Annotated in this window: 21 protein-coding genes; 4 read left to right on the forward strand and 17 right to left on the reverse strand. The window is 63.1% G+C overall.

The features are described from left to right. Nucleotides 1-83: 83 nt before the first annotated feature. Nucleotides 84-1,031, forward strand: coding sequence for a LysR family transcriptional regulator (locus H597_RS30135; RefSeq protein WP_051293618.1), 948 nt, complete (start codon nt 84-86; stop codon nt 1,029-1,031). A 72-nt stretch (nt 1,032-1,103) separates the two neighbouring features. Here the strand turns inward: H597_RS30135 and H597_RS30140 are convergent, their stop codons facing one another. The 11 genes from H597_RS30140 to H597_RS0108095 form a co-directional block, all read right to left on the reverse strand. After that, nucleotides 1,104-1,535 (reverse strand): hypothetical protein, encoded by a 432-nt coding sequence (locus H597_RS30140; protein WP_051293619.1) that lies wholly within the window; start codon nt 1,533-1,535, stop codon nt 1,104-1,106. Next, nucleotides 1,532-2,323, reverse strand: a complete 792-nt coding sequence (locus H597_RS0108050) for an FAD:protein FMN transferase (RefSeq protein ID WP_035373526.1) — start codon at nt 2,321-2,323, stop codon at nt 1,532-1,534. The genes H597_RS30140 and H597_RS0108050 overlap by 4 nt, the downstream gene beginning before the upstream one ends. Next, entirely contained in the window at nt 2,323-2,862 is a 540-nt protein-coding gene (locus H597_RS0108055; RefSeq protein ID WP_028101691.1) for an FMN-binding protein, read from the reverse strand. Before H597_RS0108055 ends, H597_RS0108050 begins: the two co-directional genes overlap by 1 nt. Before the next feature lie 11 nt (nt 2,863-2,873). Further along, on the reverse strand, nt 2,874-3,761 hold the full coding sequence (locus tag H597_RS0108060) for a DUF6662 family protein (RefSeq protein WP_028101692.1): 888 nt from the start codon (nt 3,759-3,761) through the stop codon (nt 2,874-2,876). Between the two features lie 74 nt (nt 3,762-3,835). After that, on the reverse strand, nt 3,836-4,636 hold the full coding sequence (locus H597_RS35655; protein WP_083941006.1) for a response regulator: 801 nt from the start codon (nt 4,634-4,636) through the stop codon (nt 3,836-3,838). Continuing rightward, nucleotides 4,618-5,979 (reverse strand): hybrid sensor histidine kinase/response regulator, encoded by a 1,362-nt coding sequence (locus H597_RS0108070; protein ID WP_028101693.1) that lies wholly within the window; start codon nt 5,977-5,979, stop codon nt 4,618-4,620. The genes H597_RS35655 and H597_RS0108070 overlap by 19 nt, the downstream gene beginning before the upstream one ends. 42 nt (nt 5,980-6,021) lie before the next feature. Then, nucleotides 6,022-6,735 carry a 2OG-Fe dioxygenase family protein gene (locus H597_RS0108075; protein WP_028101694.1) on the reverse strand — a complete coding sequence of 238 codons (714 nt, stop codon included), beginning with the start codon at nt 6,733-6,735 and terminating at the stop codon, nt 6,022-6,024. Between the two features lie 13 nt (nt 6,736-6,748). After that, a complete protein-coding gene (locus tag H597_RS30150) occupies nt 6,749-8,683 on the reverse strand; it encodes a TonB-dependent receptor (protein WP_083941020.1) in 1,935 nt (644 codons plus the stop codon). 55 nt (nt 8,684-8,738) lie between these two features. Then, nucleotides 8,739-9,227 (reverse strand): DUF6702 family protein, encoded by a 489-nt coding sequence (locus H597_RS0108085; RefSeq protein ID WP_035373529.1) that lies wholly within the window; start codon nt 9,225-9,227, stop codon nt 8,739-8,741. Beyond that, on the reverse strand, nt 9,227-11,590 hold the full coding sequence (locus tag H597_RS0108090) for a M1 family metallopeptidase (RefSeq protein ID WP_028101696.1): 2,364 nt from the start codon (nt 11,588-11,590) through the stop codon (nt 9,227-9,229). The genes H597_RS0108085 and H597_RS0108090 overlap by 1 nt, the downstream gene beginning before the upstream one ends. A gap of 181 nt (nt 11,591-11,771) precedes the next feature. Further along, a complete protein-coding gene (locus H597_RS0108095; protein ID WP_028101697.1) occupies nt 11,772-12,227 on the reverse strand; it encodes a MarR family winged helix-turn-helix transcriptional regulator in 456 nt (151 codons plus the stop codon). A 122-nt stretch (nt 12,228-12,349) separates the two neighbouring features. Between H597_RS0108095 and H597_RS0108100 the strand changes: the two genes are divergently transcribed. The 3 genes from H597_RS0108100 to H597_RS33155 all read left to right on the forward strand — a co-directional run bounded on the left by H597_RS0108100 (nt 12,350) and on the right by H597_RS33155 (nt 16,137). After that, the gene (locus H597_RS0108100; RefSeq protein WP_154668020.1) at nt 12,350-12,661 is read left to right on the forward strand and encodes a hypothetical protein; all 312 of its coding nucleotides are present in this window, start codon (nt 12,350-12,352) and stop codon (nt 12,659-12,661) included. 25 nt (nt 12,662-12,686) lie between these two features. Further along, nucleotides 12,687-13,754 carry an HD-GYP domain-containing protein gene (locus H597_RS0108105; RefSeq protein ID WP_028101699.1) on the forward strand — a complete coding sequence of 356 codons (1,068 nt, stop codon included), beginning with the start codon at nt 12,687-12,689 and terminating at the stop codon, nt 13,752-13,754. 67 nt (nt 13,755-13,821) lie between these two features. Then, on the forward strand, nt 13,822-16,137 hold the full coding sequence (locus H597_RS33155; protein ID WP_083941007.1) for a CHASE domain-containing protein: 2,316 nt from the start codon (nt 13,822-13,824) through the stop codon (nt 16,135-16,137). Between the two features lie 11 nt (nt 16,138-16,148). Here the strand turns inward: H597_RS33155 and H597_RS0108115 are convergent, their stop codons facing one another. The 6 genes from H597_RS0108115 to H597_RS0108140 all read right to left on the reverse strand — a co-directional run bounded on the left by H597_RS0108115 (nt 16,149) and on the right by H597_RS0108140 (nt 18,598). Beyond that, on the reverse strand, nt 16,149-16,385 hold the full coding sequence (locus tag H597_RS0108115) for a hypothetical protein (RefSeq protein WP_028101700.1): 237 nt from the start codon (nt 16,383-16,385) through the stop codon (nt 16,149-16,151). 108 nt (nt 16,386-16,493) lie between these two features. Further along, entirely contained in the window at nt 16,494-17,006 is a 513-nt protein-coding gene (locus H597_RS0108120; RefSeq protein WP_035373532.1) for a DUF2199 domain-containing protein, read from the reverse strand. Continuing rightward, entirely contained in the window at nt 17,003-17,308 is a 306-nt protein-coding gene (locus tag H597_RS0108125) for an NIPSNAP family protein (protein ID WP_028101702.1), read from the reverse strand. The genes H597_RS0108120 and H597_RS0108125 overlap by 4 nt, the downstream gene beginning before the upstream one ends. 18 nt (nt 17,309-17,326) lie before the next feature. Then, nucleotides 17,327-17,779 carry a nuclear transport factor 2 family protein gene (locus H597_RS0108130; protein WP_028101703.1) on the reverse strand — a complete coding sequence of 151 codons (453 nt, stop codon included), beginning with the start codon at nt 17,777-17,779 and terminating at the stop codon, nt 17,327-17,329. A gap of 2 nt (nt 17,780-17,781) precedes the next feature. Beyond that, the gene (locus tag H597_RS0108135) at nt 17,782-18,195 is read right to left on the reverse strand and encodes a hypothetical protein (protein ID WP_211232026.1); all 414 of its coding nucleotides are present in this window, start codon (nt 18,193-18,195) and stop codon (nt 17,782-17,784) included. Beyond that, the gene (locus H597_RS0108140) at nt 18,167-18,598 is read right to left on the reverse strand and encodes a hypothetical protein (RefSeq protein WP_154668021.1); all 432 of its coding nucleotides are present in this window, start codon (nt 18,596-18,598) and stop codon (nt 18,167-18,169) included. The genes H597_RS0108135 and H597_RS0108140 overlap by 29 nt, the downstream gene beginning before the upstream one ends. Nucleotides 18,599-18,649: the final 51 nt, after the last annotated feature.

An 18,649-nucleotide genomic window follows, 5' to 3' on the forward strand; every position in this document is an offset into this window, starting at 1 on the left:
AGGATTGCATCGTATTTCGCCAAGTGTGCGTAAAATAGCCCCGAACGACGAATACATATTTTCCAGATTGCGAATAATGAACGATGCTTGATGATTTGCCGGCCTTGAAGGCCTTCGCCCGGATCGTGGCCGCTGGCAGCATGTCGGCCGCCGCCAGGGAACTGGCATTGCCCTTGTCCGTGGTCAGCAAACGGCTGGCGCAGCTGGAGAAGAGCACGGGAATTCGCCTGCTGCAGCGCACGACCCGGCGCCAGACGCTGACGGCGGACGGCGCCCAGTTCCACGCGCGCGTCCTGCGCATCCTTGACGAGGTGGCGCAGGCCGAGGCGCTCGTGGCCGACAGCCGCGGCGACGTGGCGGGGCTGTTGCGCCTGAGTGCTCCTGCCGAGCTGGGACGCCAGCATATCGTGCCCATCATCGCCGACTTCCAGCGGCAGCATCCCGCGCTGCAGGTGCAGCTGGAACTGAGCGATACGCTGGTAAACCTGCTGGAGACGGGCCAGGACCTGGCCATCCGCTTCGGCGGCGCGCAAGAACCCCACCTGGTGGTGCGCCGGCTGGCGCCGAATTTCCGTGTCGTGTGCGCTGCGCCGGCCTACCTGGCGCAGCATGGAAGCCCGGCCAATCCGGCACAGCTGGGCGCCCACCGCTGCATCGTGATGGGCGATAGGCGCCACGCCGACTGGCGCTTCGAGGGCGAGGAGACCGTTACGGTGCGGGTGGCCGCGGCCTTTCTCACCAACGACGGCCAGGCGGCGCATGCGCTGGCGCTGCAAGGGTCGGGCATCGTAGTAAAATCGATCTGGGATGTGGGCGACGACCTGCTGGACGGGAAGTTGCAGCGGCTCCTGCCGGCGTATTCCATGCCGGCCGCGCCGCTGCAGGCGATCCTGCCGCATGGCCGCAAGCTGCCGCTCCGGGTGCGCGTGTTTCTCGATTATCTGCAGCTACGCCTGACGGCCGCCTGGCGCTGGCATGGCGTGGGAGGAAGCAATGCTGAGGTTCCTCTGGAGTTTGATCAGCGACGATGAACGGTCGGAAGACGCCATGGCCTTGTTGACCGTGGCGTTCAGCGTCGTTTTCCTGAGCTGGATACTGCTGGTTTAATGCCGGCTGCGATGGCCGCGTACCCAATGCCAGCCGAAGGGGCCGATGAGCAGCAGGCCCAGGCCCAGGTGCAGCAGGGCGGCGATGGTGCCCGCTTGTTCTTCGCCCAGGTAATAAATCGCCACGGCGCTCATGCATAGCGCTACCAGAATCAAGCCCAGAAACAGGCCGCTGCCGCGGTGCTTCTTGCGCCGCCAGCCGGCCCGCATATGCAGGCTCCACAGCGATCCCGTGAATGCGGCCAGGCCGAAGCCGCCGGCGGCGTGCAGCATGGCCGTGTAGACGCGGGCATCGCCCGGCAAGCGCCAGGGCAGGTCCATCTCCCCACGCATGACCAGGGTGCCGGGAGCGAGCAGCAGCCCGGTCAGCAGCATTAACAAGAGGGCGCCTATCAGCGCGCGCAGGAACCAGCGCGGATAGCCTTTCATATCAACTTTCCTTTCAAGCGCTCCAGCAGCTCCGCACGCACGCTGGCCGGCGCCGTTGCGGCCACCTTGGTCAGTGCGTCGGCGCGCCAGGCGCTGCGTGCCAGCACCGACCAGACGCCCGCTTGCGGCGAGCTTCCGGCTGGCGCGATGATGTCGGCGGGGAAGGTGTCGCCGCCATCAGCGGACACCTGCGACGTGGCGAAGGCCGCGTTGCGCAGCGTGCCGCAGGGGCGCACGGCGCCATCCTCGCCGCGCAGGACAAGCGGTAAATCGAGCCCGCCGAAGACGCGCAGATCGCCGCCGGCATTGATCCAGCCGGCCGCCGCTCCGGCGCGGCGCATGGCGCGGCAGGCCAGGTCGACCGCGAAGCCTTTGGCGATGCCGTCGAATACCAGGCGTACCGGCCGCCGCAGGCGTACCGCATTGCCCCGCAGTTCCACGTCCTGGGCCGTGCCGCATGCCAGCGCGGGCCGGCCGCCGTGGTCGGGCAGGCTGCCGCGCAGCACTTGCGCGCCGCCGATGGTGAAGTTGAAATAGCCGCCGCTGGCCGTCATCAGGCCGCGCGCAAGGCGCAGCAGCCGCGCGCTATCGGGATGCACGGCGATCCAGCCGCCATCGCTGGCGTTGATGCGCGACAGCTCGCTGGCCGGGTCCTGGAAGCTCCACAGCTCCTGCGCCTGCGCCAAAACGGAAAAAGCCGCCTCGATGGCGGCCAGACCCGCGCCGCCGCAGGCCCCCGCCTCGACGAAGGTGCCCAGCGCGGGGCGCATGCGCCGTACTGCGTCCATCAGGTCTTGAGGAACATCTGCTGGATCACCAGCATGCGTTTGACGCCGTCCATCACATTGCGGCACGACAGGGTGGCGCCGCTGATGTTCTGGATATCCTGGTCCAGCTTGAAGGGATCGGACAGCGATTTGCCGGCGAACTGCTTGCGCCAGGACTGCTCGCGCACCTGGCCGCCGTGCGTTTCGCGGTAGCTCATGATTTCGACGCCGATCACCTTGCCGTCCGCGCCGATGGCGGTGGCGTAGGTGATGAACTCATGCTTGCCGATCACCTCGTCGACCATCAGCCAGCCCTGCAGCTTGCCGTTCTTTTCGGCGCGCCACAGCTTCATTTCATCCGTGCGTTGCCGCACACCGGCAGCGGCCTTGATGCGGTCGCGCTGCTCGCCGCTGAATTTCAGCGTTTGCTCGCTGAACTGGGCGCCGGGGAACAGCTGCTCCTGCGCCTGCGCCGCCGTCAGATAGTCGGTGGCATAGGCGGTGGGGCCGGCCAGTACGGCGACCGGCAGGAAGAAGGCGCTCCAGCGATGTGCGGTCATCGTGCTCTCCGTTAGAAGTTGTAGCCGACCTTCAGGCGCAGCTCGTTCTTGGTGCGCTCGATCAGGTGCAGCTGGCGCTCAGGCTGGCCCTCGTAACGCTCGCCGCCGCCGCGCAGCTGGCGGAACACGGTCAGGGTTGCCCACCATTGCTTGCCGCCGTAGTGCAGGGACGGGCCGCCGAAGACGGACCAGCGCTCCTGGCCAACTTCGGTTTCATATTCGTTCTCGAACAGGACTTCGCCGCCAGCATACCAGCCCGGTGCGAAACGGTAGGACAGGCCGGTGCCGATCTTGGTCGAGATTTCCATTTCCGGCTTGGTCGGCCAGTCGAAGCCTTCCGGCAGGTTGTCGATCGCGTAGCGCTTTTCATGCGCCGCGCGCAGGCCGATGTTGCCGACCCAGGTCAGCTGGCCTTCCAGGAAGTACTTCTGCGCCTGCAGCTGCGCTTCGAATTCCAGTTCGCGCTTGCGCTGGCCCGAATGCACGTCCAGGCGGCCGTACTCGAAGGAGGTGTAGGCGGACAGGCCGAAATCGTCCTTGGCCGGGCTGAGGAAGTTGTACTTGGTGGCGACTTCAAAGCCTTGCAGGCGCAGGTTGGAGTCGATGTCCTTCGGCAGGTAGCCGTCGATCAGCAGGCCCTGGCTTTTCACCGCCAGGCCGTTCACTTCAGCCGACACCTGGAAGCGGTCGGTCACGCCGTATTCGATTTCGGTCTTGGTATCGACCGCGCGGTAATGGCCGCTGCCCTTGTTGTTACGCTGGGTGACCCACTGGTAAAACTCGCCGCTGCCTTTGGGTAGCACTTCGGAACCGCGGACATAGCCGAACAGGTTTTCATCCGCTACGGCGGGCAGGGCGGCAGCCAGCAGGCCGGCCGCCAACAAGAGGTGTTTGCGCATTGAACTGGATTCATGAAATTGAGAAATGCGCAATAATAAATGCGAATCATTACCAACTCAAGTTGTGGAAACCCTTACTCGGACAGGATGTTGCCGATCGCCGCGACCAGCTGCTGTGGGTCGAGCGGGTGCGACAGCAGGGCGCGGCGCCGGCCGGCGCCGAGCGTGCCCAGGTCGTCGTCGTCGTCGGGCCGTATCACCAGCACCGGCAGGCCGGGCGCCATGTCCAGCGCATCCGCGAGGAAGGACAGGCGGCCCGCCTCCAGCAAACCCAGTTCGCAGATCAGCAGGTCGTAGCGGTGGCTGTCGAGCAGAACGCCGGCATCCTTGGGGTTGGCTGCGGTACTGAGCGCGTAGCCGCTATGGGCCAGGATGGCCGCTACCAGGCCGGCATTCTCGGGCGCCGCGTCGAGCAGCAGCAGGCGGCCCCGTCCCGCCGCAGGTTCCGCGGCGGCCGCCGGGCTTGCGGCCGGCGCGGGCGCGGCGGGCCCGGCCCCGGCGCGCAGGTGGGCGGGCAGGAAGCTCTCCAGCGAGGGAATCAGGACATCCGGCTCCATCGATTTGGGCAGGCAGCCGGAAAAACCGGCGCGGCGCAGCGCGGCGCAGCCGTCGGTGACGGGCAGCGCGCTGGCGGCCAGGATAGGGATACGGCGGGTGGAGGGATCGGCGCGCAGGCGCGCCACCACGCCCAGCCCGTCGATCTTCGGCAAGTGCAGGTCGCACAGGATCAGGTCCGGCTTCTCGCGCAAGGCCAGCTGCACGCCCATGTCGCCGTCGCTTGCGCACAGGGCTTGGTAGCCATAGGCTTGCAGCAAATACGTCACCAGGTCCATATTCGCCTGGTTGTCTTCGATGATCAGGACGCGGGCCGGCATTTGAGTGCGAGGGTGAATGTGCTGCCCTTGCCGAAGTCGCTGCTGAAGAACAGCGAGCCGCCCAGCAGGTTGGCCAGGTTCTGGCTTAGATAAAGGCCGAGGCCGGCGCCTTCCGCATGCCGGGTCGACGTGTTGTCCAACTGCGAAAAGGCCTGGAACAGCTTGGCCTGGTCCTCAGCCTTGATGCCGCTGCCGCTGTCGGTCACGCTGAATTCCGTGATCAGCGCCTGGTCATCGTCGGTGCGCTGCGACAAGGCCAGCTTGACCATGCCCTTCTCGGTAAATTTGATGGCGTTGTTGGCCAGGTTGATCATGATCTGGGCCAGGGCGCGGCGGTCGGACTGCAGGACGATGGGCTGTTCCGGCATTTCGATGAAGACCTCCAGGCCTTTCTGGGCGGCCAGCGGACGCAGGGTCTCGGCCACTTCGCCCATCAACTGCTGGCAGTGCACCGATTCCAGCGACAGGGTGACCTTGCCCGCTTCGATCTTGGCCACGTCGAGGATATCGTTGATCAGCGAAAGCAGGTGGCGCGCACTGGAGCGGATGGTGTTGAGCTGGCGGTCCTGTTCGTCGGTCAGCGGGCCGGGTAGCTTCATCAGCAGGGCGCCGGTAAAGCCGATGATGGCGTTCAGCGGCGTGCGCAGTTCGTGCGACATATTGGCGATGAAGGCCGACTTCATGCGGCTCGCCTCGGCCAGCTCCAGGTTCTTCAGCGCGATTTCGCGGTTGATGGTTTCCAGCTCGCCGGCATGGTGGGCCAGGCGCATATTCAGTTCGATCACCTGGCGCTCGCGCGCCTGCAGCTCGCTGTTGACCTGCACCGCCTGTTCGTAGGTCGAGATCAGCAGGTCCAGGATCTGCTGGCGCTCGGCGTTGATAAAGTGCTTCTGGTCGCCCAGGTAGAGGGCGATGCCGACTTCCATGCTGGAATTCTTGCGCAGCTTCTGGTTGACCAGCATCTGGCCGATGCGGTTCAGCAGGTAGTCGTCGGCGTAAGGCTTGCGGATGAAGTTGTCGGCGCCGCATTCGATGCCGCGGATGATGTCCCGGGGATCGGTCAGCGAGGTGACCAGGATCACCGGAATATCGCGCAGGGCCGGGTCGGCCTTGATGGCGCGGCACAGCTCATAGCCGTTCATCTCCGGCATGACGATGTCCGACAGGACCAGGTGCGGCTTGTGTTCGTTGATGTCGGCCAGGGCCAGCTTCCCGTTGGCAGCCACCCTGGCGTGATAAGCCGAGGACTGGATCAGCCGGCGCAGGCGTTCGGCCTGGGTCGGACTGTCTTCCACGATGAGGATTTCCATCTCATCGGGTGCGATATCGTAGCTGGAGTCCAAGGCACCTCCAAAATGGTTGGGTGTTCAGACTATACCGTTTTTTTAGCCGCCTTGGAAACCGCCGTCACGATAGGTGACGACCAGGGTGTCGCGGTACCCGTGGCCGGATACAGGCTGGATCGGAGTGGATTCATGGATGACAGCCGCATCGTCGAGCAGCAGCATGGTCCAGGGCTCGGTCATGGTGAAGCGCTTGCCGTTCGGACCGTCGGCTTCGAACACGCGCGTCTCGCCGCCCTTGATGCCGTGGCGGCCGACCAGCAGCACGGCCACGAAGTCGACGCCGTCGCGGTGCGCCCCTTCCGGCGTGGGACGGCCGATGCCGTCGGTGGTGTCGATGCGGAACTGGTGGGCTTCCACATACCATGGGCCTTGGCCGCGCACCTGGCCGCAGGCCTGGCCGATGGCGGACAGCAGCTTCTGCCAGGCCGGATTGGCCGTGGTCCGCGCCTCGACCGGCTGGAACAGGCGGCGCATGCCGCCGTGCAGGGCGTTGTATTCGACCGGCTGCCAATGCGCGCGGTGTTCGACCTGTTCCAGCGCCAGGCCGTCCAGCACGAAGCAGGAATGGCGGCGGCGGCGATAACGGCCGCCATCCTTCAGATAGTTGTCCGGGGCCAGGCTGTCCCAGCTCGGGAGCATGGCGTTCAGTTCGTCCAGCGTGCAGCCGGCCAGGCTGGCCACGTCGGCCGGTTTGAGCAAGGCATAGCCTGCGCTGCGCAGGGTGTGGATCAATTGGGGCAGTGGCGTCATCATGCTCCTATTGTACTTAGAATGCGTGATTCAGGCTGAGGCGGAAAGACCGCGACTCGATGGGGTGGAAATGCACGTCTTCCCGCGGCGCGGCTTCGCCCTTCAAGCGCGATGCATAGAAGTAGTCGATGGCTGACACCTGGCGGTTGGCGAGGTTGAATCCCTCCAGTTCCAGCGTGGTGCGGCCGGCCAGCTTGTAGGCCAGGCGGCCGTTGACCGTGGTGCTGGCCTTGGAGCGCACGGCATTGTCCTCCACCAGCGGGCGCGGACCGAACCAGCGCAGGCGCAGGGCGCCCGACCAGGGGCCGGATGGCGTGAACGTGGCGGCCAGCTGGGCCACGCCTTCCACCGCGCCGGGAATGCGGTCGCCTTCCCCGGCGGCGCGGCGGAAGCGGCCGCGCGCAAAGGCCAGGTCGGCGTCCAGCGACAGCCATTTGGCCGGTTTGTAATAGTTGGAGAATTCCACGCCGTAGCGGCGGCTCGGGCGGCCCGCTTCCGTGCTGCCCGCATCGCCGAGGTAGACCAGTTCCGAATCGAAGTCGAGGCGGTACAGCGCCAGCACCGTCTGCAGGCCCTTGAGCGCTTCGCTGCGCAGGCCGAATTCCAGGCCGCGCGAACGGGCCAAGGCGGTGGCCGGATCCTGCGCCTGCGTCACGCCGCGCGCATCGTTGCTGTGGAAACCGCGGCCCGCATTGAGGTAGAACTCCGTGCGCGACCAGGGGCCGAAGGCCAGGCTGACGCTCGGGCTGGCGAGCGTGTCGCCGGCGCGCGCTTGGCCGACGGCAAAGCGGTAGCGGTCCAGCCGCAGCCCGGCTTCGCCGCGCAGCCAGGGCGCGACGCGCAGGCGCTGCTGCAGATACAGGGCGGCGCTGCTTTCCACGATATGGTCGGCGCGCACGGTGCCAAGTACCTGCCGCGCTTCGGTATGCTGCAGGGCATTGAAGATATTGTCGTTCTGCGCCTGCGCGCCGAGCGTGGTGCTCCACGCCATGTCGTCGCTATGGTCATGCCAGCTGTGGCTTGCCTCAAAGCCGCTGGTGACGCGGCGGTCCGGCTGGGCGAACTGGTCGCCATGTACGGGATCGTCGAGGAAGTAGGTGAAGTTGGAGAACAGCTCCAGCCGGTTGTTGATCACGTAGGCATTGGCGCGCGTGCTCTGCTTGTCGCCGCTGCGCGCCCAGGCGGCGGACAGGCTGTAGCGGCGCGCCTGGCCGCCGTCGGTCGGGTCGATGCCGTCGAAGCGTCCCAGCAGGCCGCTAGCCACGGCACGCTGCGGGATCTGGTCGGTGGCATGCCAGGCGCCGCGATAGGCCATGGCGGTGATGGCGTAGCCGTTGTTGGCGAAGCCCGCGCTGTAGCGCAGCACCGCGTTCAGCTTGCGGTAATTGTCGCCGCGCGTGAACGGGCCGTCGCTATGGGCCGTCTCCAGCGCATACAGCAATGCGCCGCTGTCGCCGCTGTCCCCGCTCTCGCGCGAACCGGCCAGCAGGCCGCGGCCGTAGCCGTTCTGGCCCGCAGTGAGGCTGGCGCGGTCCTGCGGCAGGCGGGCAGCGTAATTGATCGCAGTCGCGCCGGCGGAAGAAAAGTCGCCGCTGCCGGCGTTGTATGGCCCCTTGCTGTAATCGAGCCTGGCCACCAGTTCGGGGATGATGAAATTCAGGTCGGTCCAGCCCTGGCCATGGGCATGGCTGCGCTGGTTGACCGGCATCCCGTCCAGCGTGGTGCGCAGGTCGGTACCGTGGTCCAGGTTGAAGCCGCGCAGGTAGAACTGGTTGGCCTTGCCCTCGCCGCTATGCTGGCTGGCCACCAGGCCGGGCGTCGCTTCCAGCAGTTCGCCGGGACGGTAAATGGTGCGCGCCTCCAGCTGGCGCTGGGAAACGCTGCCCATGCCGGCGGCATCGGCCACGCCGACCTGGCTGGCGCGGGCGCCTTCCACCAGCACGCGCTGCATGAAGGGATCGTCGGCATGGGCCGCCGCCGGCGCCAGCAGGCAGGCGAATGCCAGCTTACGGGAGCGGCTGTTCACGGCGTTCGCGGTTGAAGACGATCGATGCCGTCGGGCGGCCGGGGCCGCTGACGTTGACGTTGTTGACTTGCTGCGGCAGGAAATCGGTCAGCACGCCGTCGACAAGAACGGCGCCCGGCGGCAGCGCGGTCTTTTCGATTTCCTGGAATACGTTGATGCTGTCGATATTGGCCTGCATGCCGACCCACTGCAGCGGCAGGGGCTTGCCGCCGGCGCTGATGCGGAACTGCTTTTCAAGGTAGCGGCGGAACACGGCCTGGTCCTCCTCCAACCCAAGGTCAAACTGGCGCTGGTACAGATTCATCAGCAGCGCTTCCACATCATGCGCTGTGTAAGTATGCACCACCTCCGTGCTGCCTGTGCGCGGGTTGAAGCTGATCTCCGTCAAGCCGACGTGGAAATTATGGGCGTGGGCGGCGGCGCTGCACCAGAGCAGCGCCGCCGCCAGGACGGCTTTGCAACGCATCATCACTTGCTATCGGTTTCCGCGTCCTGCTTCTTCTTCAGCGGGGTGTTGAAGTCTTTCATCATATTATCCGGCTGGCGCGCCTTGTACAGTTCCAGGCGCGACGGGGTGACCTTGCGCGGCCAGGCGTTGTTCGACTGGTCGATATCGGCGGTTTCCCAGTACGGGTCCTGCACCAGCGACACCAGCGGCTCGTCGGTCACGATGATCTTGGTGATCTTCTTCGGCGAATAGCGCCACACTTCGGCCGGAATGCGCTCGATGTACTTCTTGCCCGACTTCAGTTCGATCTGCAGCACCAGCGGAGTCACCAGACCGCCCAGGTTGGAGAAGTCCACCAGGTACAGGTGCTTGCCCTGCGCCAGCAGGTCCTTCTCCCACTGTTCCAGGTCGGCGGTCTGCTCGGCAAACTTGTTGCGGTCGACATTGGTGACGGTGTAGTCGTCGTGCTCGTTGTAGAAGTCCTTCAGGTTCGGCTGCTCGTCGACCTTGCGCACCATGCCCTTGTTGCGCTGGTCGATCAGGGAGACCGGCTCGCCGTCGTGCTGTGCTTTCTTCCAGGCTTTCTCGGTTTGCGGATCCTTGCTGCTCACGCCGTATTCGCTGATGCCGTCGATCGACACATCCACCGCATCGGTGGTGTAGAACCAGCCGCGCCAGAACCAGTCAAGGTCGGTGCCCGAAGCATCTTCCATGGTGCGGAAGAAGTCGGCCGGGGTAGGGCGCTTGAACTTCCAGCGGCGCGCGTACTCGCGGAAGGCATAGTCGAATAACTCGCGTCCCAGCACGGTCTCGCGCAGGATGTTCAAGGCAGCGGCAGGCTTGGCGTAGGCATTGTTGCCGAACTGGAGCAGCGACTCCGAGTTGGTCATGATCGGCACCTGGTTTTTGGAGCGCATGTAGTCGACGATGAAGCGCGGATCGCCGCGGCCGGCCGGGTAGTTCTCCTCCCAGGCTTCCTGGGCCAGGGATTGCACGAAGGTGTTCAGGCCCTCATCCATCCAGGTCCACTGGCGCTCGTCGCTGTTGACGATCATCGGGAAGTAGTTATGGCCCACTTCGTGGATCACCACGCCGATCAGGCCGTATTTGGCGCGCTTGGTGTAAGTGATCTCGCCGGTTTTCTTGTCCTTCACCGGACGCGGGCCGTTGAAGGAGATCATCGGATACTCCATGCCGCCCACCGGGCCGTTGACGGAAATCGCTGTCGGGTATGGATAATCCAGGCTGTACTTGTTGTACTGCTCGATGGTGTGGATGATAGCGGCGGTCGAATACTTCTCCCACAGCGGATTACCCTCTTTCGGGTAGTAGGACATGGCCATCAGGTTGCTGCCGTCCTTCTTGTAGCCCTGGGCATCCCAGATGAATTTGCGCGACGACGCCCACGCGAAATCGCGCACGTTCCTGGCCTTGAAGTGCCAGGTCTTGCTCCCCGACGCCTGGTGCTTCTCCGCTTCCTCGGCTTCGGCCTGGGTCACGATGACGACCGGGGTCTTGCTGGTGCGGGCCTTGGACAGGCGCTCGCGCTGGGCGGCGCTCAGGACATCGTTGGGGTTTTGCAGTTCGCCGGTGGACGCGACGATATGGTCGGCGGGCACGGTAATCTGCACATCGTAGTCGCCGAATTCCAGGGTGAATTCGCCGGAGCCCAGGAACTGCTTATGCTGCCAGCCGTACACGTCGTAGTAAGCCGCCATGCGCGGGAACCACTGGGCGATTTCGAACAGGGCATTCTTGTCTTCGCTGAAGTACTCGTAGCCGGAGCGGCCGCCCAGCACTTTCTGCTCATTGATCTTGTAGGACCAGTCGATGGAGAAGGTGAACTTCTCGCCCGGCTTGAGCGGCTGCTGCAGGTCGATGCGCATCATGGTGCGGTTGACGGTGGTCTTCAACGCCGCGCCGTTGGGGCCTTTGACGGCGCCGATCTTGAAACCGCCGTCGAAATCGCGGCCCGCCAGAATCGAGCGCAAGCCTTCGAATTTCATGCCTTCCTCGGCGCCGCGCGCATTGGCCCAGGCTTCGCGCGAAGGCGCGGTCAGGGTCATGCGGGCATCCGAATCGGGCTTGTAGATATTCTGGTCGAGTTGCAGCCACAGGTAGTTCAGGGTATCCGGCGAATTATTGTGGTAGGTCACCTGGCCGCTGCCGGTGATGGAACGGTTGGCCTCGTCCAGCGCGGCGCGGATCGTATAGTCGGCGCGCTGTTGCCAATAAGCATGACCGGGAGCGCCGGAAGCGGTGCGGTACTGGTTGGCGGACGGCAGCAGCTCATCGAGCTGGCGGAACTTATCTTCGAAAGGCTCGGCTGCAAAAGCCGTCGCCGTCAGGCAGAGTGCGGCAAGACCAATTTGAAAGCGTTTCATCGAATCCCCAGAATTGTTTTAATAAATGCTGGGCTATTCTAGGGGAGCTTTCCGGAGAACATTTAGTTTATTTGTAAAAATCCTGAAACATGCAAAAGTAAAGTCGGGGTCAGGTCAGGCAATCGGACAAAACGCGCAGCGCTTTGTCCGATTGCCTGACCTGACCCCGACTTTTAGACTGCTATGCGTTGTTCGTCAGGCTGCTGCGCAGATCCGATAGTTCGCGCTGCAGGCGTATCACTTGCTCAATATCGCAGCCGCTGGCGCGCAGCACGCAGGCTGGCAGTTTGGCGCCTTCATTGCGCAGCTCGCTGCCGTGCGGGGTGAGGGCGATGATCACCTGGCGCTCATCCTGCGGGCAGCGGGTGCGGGTGATCAGTCCAGCCTGCTCCATCCGCTTGAGCAGCGGCGTCAGCGTGGCCGAATCGAGGAAGAGGCGCTCGCCCAGGGCGGATACCGTTTGCTCGTCCTGCTCCCACAACACCATCATCACCAGGTATTGGGAGTAAGTCAGGCCCAGCTTGCGCAGCAGCTTGCGGTACAGCTTGTTCATCGCCAGGGAAGTCGAATACAGAGCGAAGCACAGTTGCTGGTCGAGCTTGGGAACTTGCGCGAGATTGTAGGTTTTGCTATCCATGCCGGCAGTATAGATAGTGCGCGATCTAATTGCAAGCTAAACTCCCTGTCGACCTTGCCTCAAGGGGAATCTTTGACTATTGTTAAAGTGCCCGTAAGCTGCGCTGGGAAAAGGGGATGACAATGAATCAGATGAATCACTATCATTCTGGTGCCTACCCGGTGCCCGACCAGCGCGGCTTTGAGCCGAACCTGTTCCTGGTCGAACTCGATCCGCAGCGCGTCGTCGACGGCGTGCGCTATGACGACAACTACCTGGCCGACGACGTCCTGGCCTGCGGCACCATGCGCGAAACCTGTCCGATCTGCGAGGAAGGCCACTTGCAGCTGGTCTTGCGCCAGAGGAATGTACGGGTCGCCCACCTGTTCTGTATCGAATGCACACGCTGTTTCGGCGCTTTCCTGCCCGATGGCTCGCCGGCACTCGCGGATTGAACAGTCCCTGCGGTATCATGCCGCAATGAAGAGCCCAAAGACCAAGCCGCTGCTGCTGATCGTTGATGGATCGGCCGACCACCTGCAACAGCTCTGCTATTTACTGGAAGACAAGTATGCCGTGCGTCCAGTGGCCGAGTGCGATGCCGCGCTCGCCATGGCCCAGCAATTGCCGCGTCCGGACCTGATCCTGGTCGACGTGGTGCAGGACGGCTTTGCCGTCTTCCAGCGCCTGCGCAGCAATCCCGATACGGCCGGCATCCCCTTGCTGGCGATGATCGAGCGCGGCCATCCGGAGCAGGAGTGCAGTGCGATCGCCGAAGGCGCGTCCGAAGTGGTGGCGCGGCCGCTGGTGCCGGAAATGCTGCTCGCGCGTATCGCCACCCAATTGCAGCTGCGCGAGGCGCAGGCCAAGGTGCAGCGCCAGGGGGGGCGGATAGCCGAACTGACCCAGATCACCGACGCCGCGGTATGGGCCATCGCCACCCTGGCCGAATGGCGCGATGCGGAAGATCCCTCGCACCTGCGCCGCATCCAGTACATTGTCCTGGCCCTGGCGCGCTGGCTGCAGGGCAATCCGCGTTTCGCCGATGAATTGACGGAGCCGCATATCCCGCTGATGTTCAAGGCGGCGCCGCTGCATGATATCGGCAAGGTACGCATCCCCGATGCGATCCTGCTCAAGCCGGGCCGCCTGACGCCGGAGGAATTCGAGGTCATGAAGCAGCACGCCGCGCATGGCCGCGATGCCATCGCCAGCGTCGAGCGGGAGCTGGGCTTTTCCAATACCTTCCTGCGTTTTGCGCGTGAAATCACCTACTCCCACCAGGAACGTTACGATGGATCCGGCTATCCGCAGGGGCTGGCGGGCGATGCCATCCCCGTGTCGGCGCGCCTGGTCGCCGTGGCCGATGTCTACGATGCGCTGGTGTCGGCCCGGGTCTACCGCCCGGCCTTCACCCACGAGACGGCGATCGAGCTGATCCGCCAGGGCAGCGGCGAGCAGTTCGATCCGGACGTGGTCGACGCCCTGCTCGCCGAGGAGGAGCAAATCAGGGAAATCTCGGCGCGATACCAGGACGCGACGGTTTAGCTTTTTCCCCAGCGTATTGCGGGTTTCCATATGCTATAGTCGGCAACACCATCCCGCCGGAGCGAGCATGCGCCTACACGGATACCTGGCCTTTATTGTCGGTATTTGCGTTACCGTATGGGTTTGCATGTTCGTCATGAACGTGCAGGACCAGCAGACCAAGGAAGCCTTTCAGCGCGACACGCAGAAGATTGCGCACGATACCCAGGTGCGCCTGCAAACTTATTTCGACATGCTGCTTAGCATCAAGGGCGTGTTCGCGGTGCATGAGGATGTGTCGCGCCTGGAGTTCAGCCGCTACGTGCGCGAGCTGGACCTGAAGCGCCGCTATCCTGGCTTCCAGGCGATCCAGTTCGTGCGGCGCGTGAAGTCGAGCCAGCTGGACGCTTATGCAGACCGTATCCGCGCCGACGACAGCCTGCAAAGCGGCGGCTACCCGGACTTCAAGGTACATCCGGTATCGGTGCGGCCCGAGCACTTTGTGGTCGAATACAACGAGCCGATGAAGGGCAATGAAAACGCCTTCGGCCTCGACCTCGCTGCCTTGCCGCCGCATTACCTGGCCTTGCAACTTGGGAAGGCGACCGGCCGCGTGATTGCCACCGAACGCATCACGCTGGTACAGGATGCCAGCGGCCAGCCCGGTTTCGTGGCGCGCGCCCCTATCTACCGGCGCGGCGCTTCCTTGCTGACGGAGGCGGAGCGCGATGCGGCGCTGGTGGGCTTCGTCGCCATCGTGTTCCGTGTGAACGACCTGATGTCGGAAACCATCGACAGCCCGATGCTGCAAAATCTCTATGTCAGCATCCATGACGCGGGCTATCTGAGCACTGGACGCGGCACTCCGCCGTCGGTCGATAACCTGATGTTCGACAGTTTCGGCAAGCTCGGTTCCGGCACCCGCTTGCCGCCGCTGCCCGGGCTGGTCGACAAGGTCGCTCTCGATGTCGGCGAGCGGCGCTGGGATATGGGCTTCGAGGGCCACGCGAGCGAACGCTATAGCCGCGACTACCGCCTGGTTTCCGTGATCGGGATGGCGGGCTTTATCATCAGCGCCCTGATCGGCGCCCAGATCTTGACCTTGCAGCGCCGCCGCGCCCTGGCGCAAAAACTGCGCGTCACGGCCGACGAGCTGCGCGCCCTGCAGGATAGCGCCATCGTCGGCATCGGCCTGTTCGCCAACGGTCATATCGTCCGCTGCAACCGCGGGTTGGAGGAGATGATGGGCTACCCGCCCGGCGAGTTGTCCGGCCGTTCTTGCAGCGTGCTGACGGCCGGCGTTAATGACCCCTTTACCTGTGCGGCGGACGGCGCTTCGATGCATTTTGAGCTTGAACTGGCCGGCGCGAGCGGCAAGCGGCTGTGGTGCATGGTGAATGGCCGCATGCTGGACCAGAGCGAGCCGCGCAAGGGCTGCGTGTGGGTGATCATCGATATCACCGAACGCAAGCAGACCGAAGCCGCGCTGGTCGATACCAAGCATGGCCTGGAGCGCAGCCTGAATGAGCTGGCGCTGCAGAAAGCCAATGTGGAACTGGCCCACAAGGACTTGTCGGCCGTGTTGCTGACTTTGAAACAGGCGCAGGCCAGCCTGATCACGTCCGAGAAAATGGCATCGCTCGGCGCGCTAGTGGCCGGGATCGCGCATGAACTGAACACGCCGATCGGCAACAGCCTGCTGACGGCAACGGCGCTGAGCGATATGTGCAAGGAATTCGAACGCCAACTTGGCGAGGGCGGCATCAAGCGCTCGGCGCTCGATACGCATTTGAAAGACGCGCGCATGGCGTGCTCCATCATCACCAATTCCCTGACGCGCGCTGCGGACCTGATTCACTCCTTCAAGCAGGTGGCGGTCGACCAGACGTCGGACAAGCGCCGCAACTTCAACCTGTACGGCGTGGTGCACGATACGCTGGCGACCTACTCGGCGCAGCTGCGGCGTGCCAATTGCGACGTGAAGGTGGCGATTCCCGATCCGATGAATTTCATTTCCTACCCGGGCAGCGTGGGCCAGGTGCTGAGCAACCTGATCCAGAATGCGATGATGCACGCGTTTGAAGGCCGCAGCTCCGGCCATATTACGATCAGCGCGAGCGAGGTGGACGAGCAATCGGCCGAGTTGCGCTTCGCCGACGACGGGGTCGGCATGAGCCCGCGCACCCTGCACCAGGTCTACGATCCCTTCTTCACCACCAAGATGGGACAGGGCGGTTCAGGGCTGGGCATGAACATCGTCTACAACCTGGTGACCGGCGTCCTGCGCGGCACCATCCGGGTCGAATCCGAACCGGGCAAAGGCACCACCGTCATCCTCACCTTGCCCCGCAAAGTCCCCGCCAAGGACGAACTCTCCGAAAACGACTTGCTGCACATGCAGTAGCCGGCGTGGCGCTAGGAGCGCAGCGCTTCCAGAATTTTCAATGCGGCGCGTTCCGCCTCTTCCTCGGCGGAGCGCTGGTCCAGCAAGGTCAGATCCGCCGAGACGCGGCGTTTCGGAAAGATGTGCGTCATATGCATGGGGTTTGTGGACGGGGCGAAAATGGAAACGTAGGCGCCCCATTGCTTGGTGCCCTCCAATAGTTCGCCGGTGAATTCAACCTCAAAGCTATCGATGCTTTTGCTTGGCATGGACTTTCCGTATGACGTGGTCCCTGCGTAAATCTTAGCAAATTTAATCCAGGTCACGGAAATCAAATATCCGCGGCATCGACGCTTTTGAAACTGTGCGCTCCACATTCATTTTGCCGCCAGCGCGGCATACTGGTTTGCCCTGTGTGCGCTGATGCCGCGGCTTTGCTCTTCAAACAATGAGTTGGACGATTCGGACAGTCGAAAACTCGGTCTGGTCGTCGGGCCGGTCAGGAGCAGCTCCCCTGAAAGGTTGCGCGTGGACGAATGAAAAGGAACGGCATTGGCAAGTTTGGCGGAAAACGGCGGCTCGCTGGACTGATCTGCTTCATCCCACAGATCATAAATGCGTTTGAAGTCGGTCTGCGAGACTTCGAGCCACGCGCCAAGGCTGTACGTACTACCCCAGTCCTTCACATTCAATGACAACAAACCGCGGACGAAACATCGGTGATCGGCATCGCCTTCGCCCCAAATTGCACACAGGTCGTCATTGGCCTGAGTCCTGGCCTCCCGCTCGTCAAGCGGAATAAGAAGAAAGTCGTCCGGGCGGCGGAAGCACAGCTCGATTTCGTTAATTGGAAGCTGCTTTCCGCAGCAACTGCAGATTGCGAGCTTCATTCGAAAACCGGCCGGAAGAAGCTCCGCTCATAGCTGATGATGCAGCGCGTCTCTTCTGCGTATTTGAATGCGGCCTGGCATTCCGGGTCTTCGAGCGATCTGGTTCTGTACTCTTCGTACTTGGCGAGGCTGGGGAAGGAAAACATCGCCAGCGCGACATTGTTCGCCCCTTCGGATGGCATGAAATACCCGTGGTGCGTGCCGCCAAATTTCTCGACCAGCGGAATCCAGGTCTTGCCGTAGTATTCGAATTCCATGAGTTTGAATGGATCGATGATGTAGCGGAGATAGCAGGTGATCATTGGTTCTTTTATTGCCGATTACGATGTGATTGGAGTGGCCATCGCTTCCGCGGTGCCCTTTGCAGCGATCCGATGCAGGGTTCTTTCCAGCGCAGCGGTATCCGGATAGATGCGAACACTGGTTACCCGGCCCCACCGGATTTCGATGAGATTAACACCTTCGGCGGTAGTTTTCACGCCATCGGTGCCACTGTTCGTCTCGGTCCAAATCGCTTCGACCTGCGTATGCCATGGCCAGCCCGAGACCCGTACTTCATGCAGCGTGAAGTTAATCCCCTGCAGCAGGCGAAGCAGCCTTTCATACCAGGCCCGGATGGCCTCCGGCGTGCGCCGCGTGCCCGACAGGGCGTGGGTGCCGACAAAGTAATGCGTGGCGGACGGGGCCAGTTCGTCGGTGACCGCCTCGATTCGCCCTTCGCTGAGTCCCGCGAAGACCTGTGTGATCTTGCGGCGGACAATGGCGTGGTACATGTTCAGCCTCCCGGCGCCGCGACCCAAAGCAGGGCCGAAACGGCAAAGAAAACCACCCACGATAGATGCCGGCCGCGGGTGAGGAAAAAGGGGAACATGCCGGAGACGAAAGCGATGGCGCTGAACATTTCCAGCACGGAGCGCGATTGCAGCTGCTGCCCCGAGGCCTGCAAAACCAGGATGGCGATGCCCCACCATACAACGGTCAGGAGATGCCAGACGAAGCGCAGCGTGCTGGTGGTGAAGTCAGTTCCGCCGAAAAGCTGCGGCAGGTTGTCGCGTTTGAAAAGCCGGATCAGGATGTAGCGCTCACCAAGATACGAGTGGGCGATACCGGTCAGGAACAACAGCAGGGCGGCAACGATCAGCATACGAATGCTCCTGTAATCAAGGCTGCGATTGGCTGATTTCTTCAATAATGCCCCAGGAGTCTCCGCAAGGACCCAGCAAGATTGAAATCGGACTCGAATATTTTTTCAATACCGAATAGCGGCTGGCGTTGATGCGGGTATTTAAGCCCTCGGGAGAATACTTGATGTCTGAATAGGTGCTGTAATCGCCCTTGGCTTTTGCCATCGGCATCGAGGTCCGAATCAGCTGCTTGTACTTCGGAGCGGGGATTTCCAGCGTGCGTTGCTGGCCGTCCGGATAGGTGCGCGTGTTGCGAATGATCGCGTTGTCGCAATAGAGGTCGGCGACGGCGGGATCGAAGCCGCGCTCCATCGCCTGATATCGCTCGAACGTCGAGTTATTCTGGGATTGGGCTGATGCCGGCACTGCTGTTCCACATGCGATGAATGCGATTGCGATGGCTTTCATGGGCTCCTCGTAAGTCGGAAACTTCGGGACGAACGGCGGAGGAAATACTAA

It is taken from the genome of Pseudoduganella violaceinigra DSM 15887 (assembly GCF_000425385.1).
Taxonomy (GTDB): Bacteria; Pseudomonadota; Gammaproteobacteria; order Burkholderiales; family Burkholderiaceae_D; genus Rugamonas; species Rugamonas violaceinigra.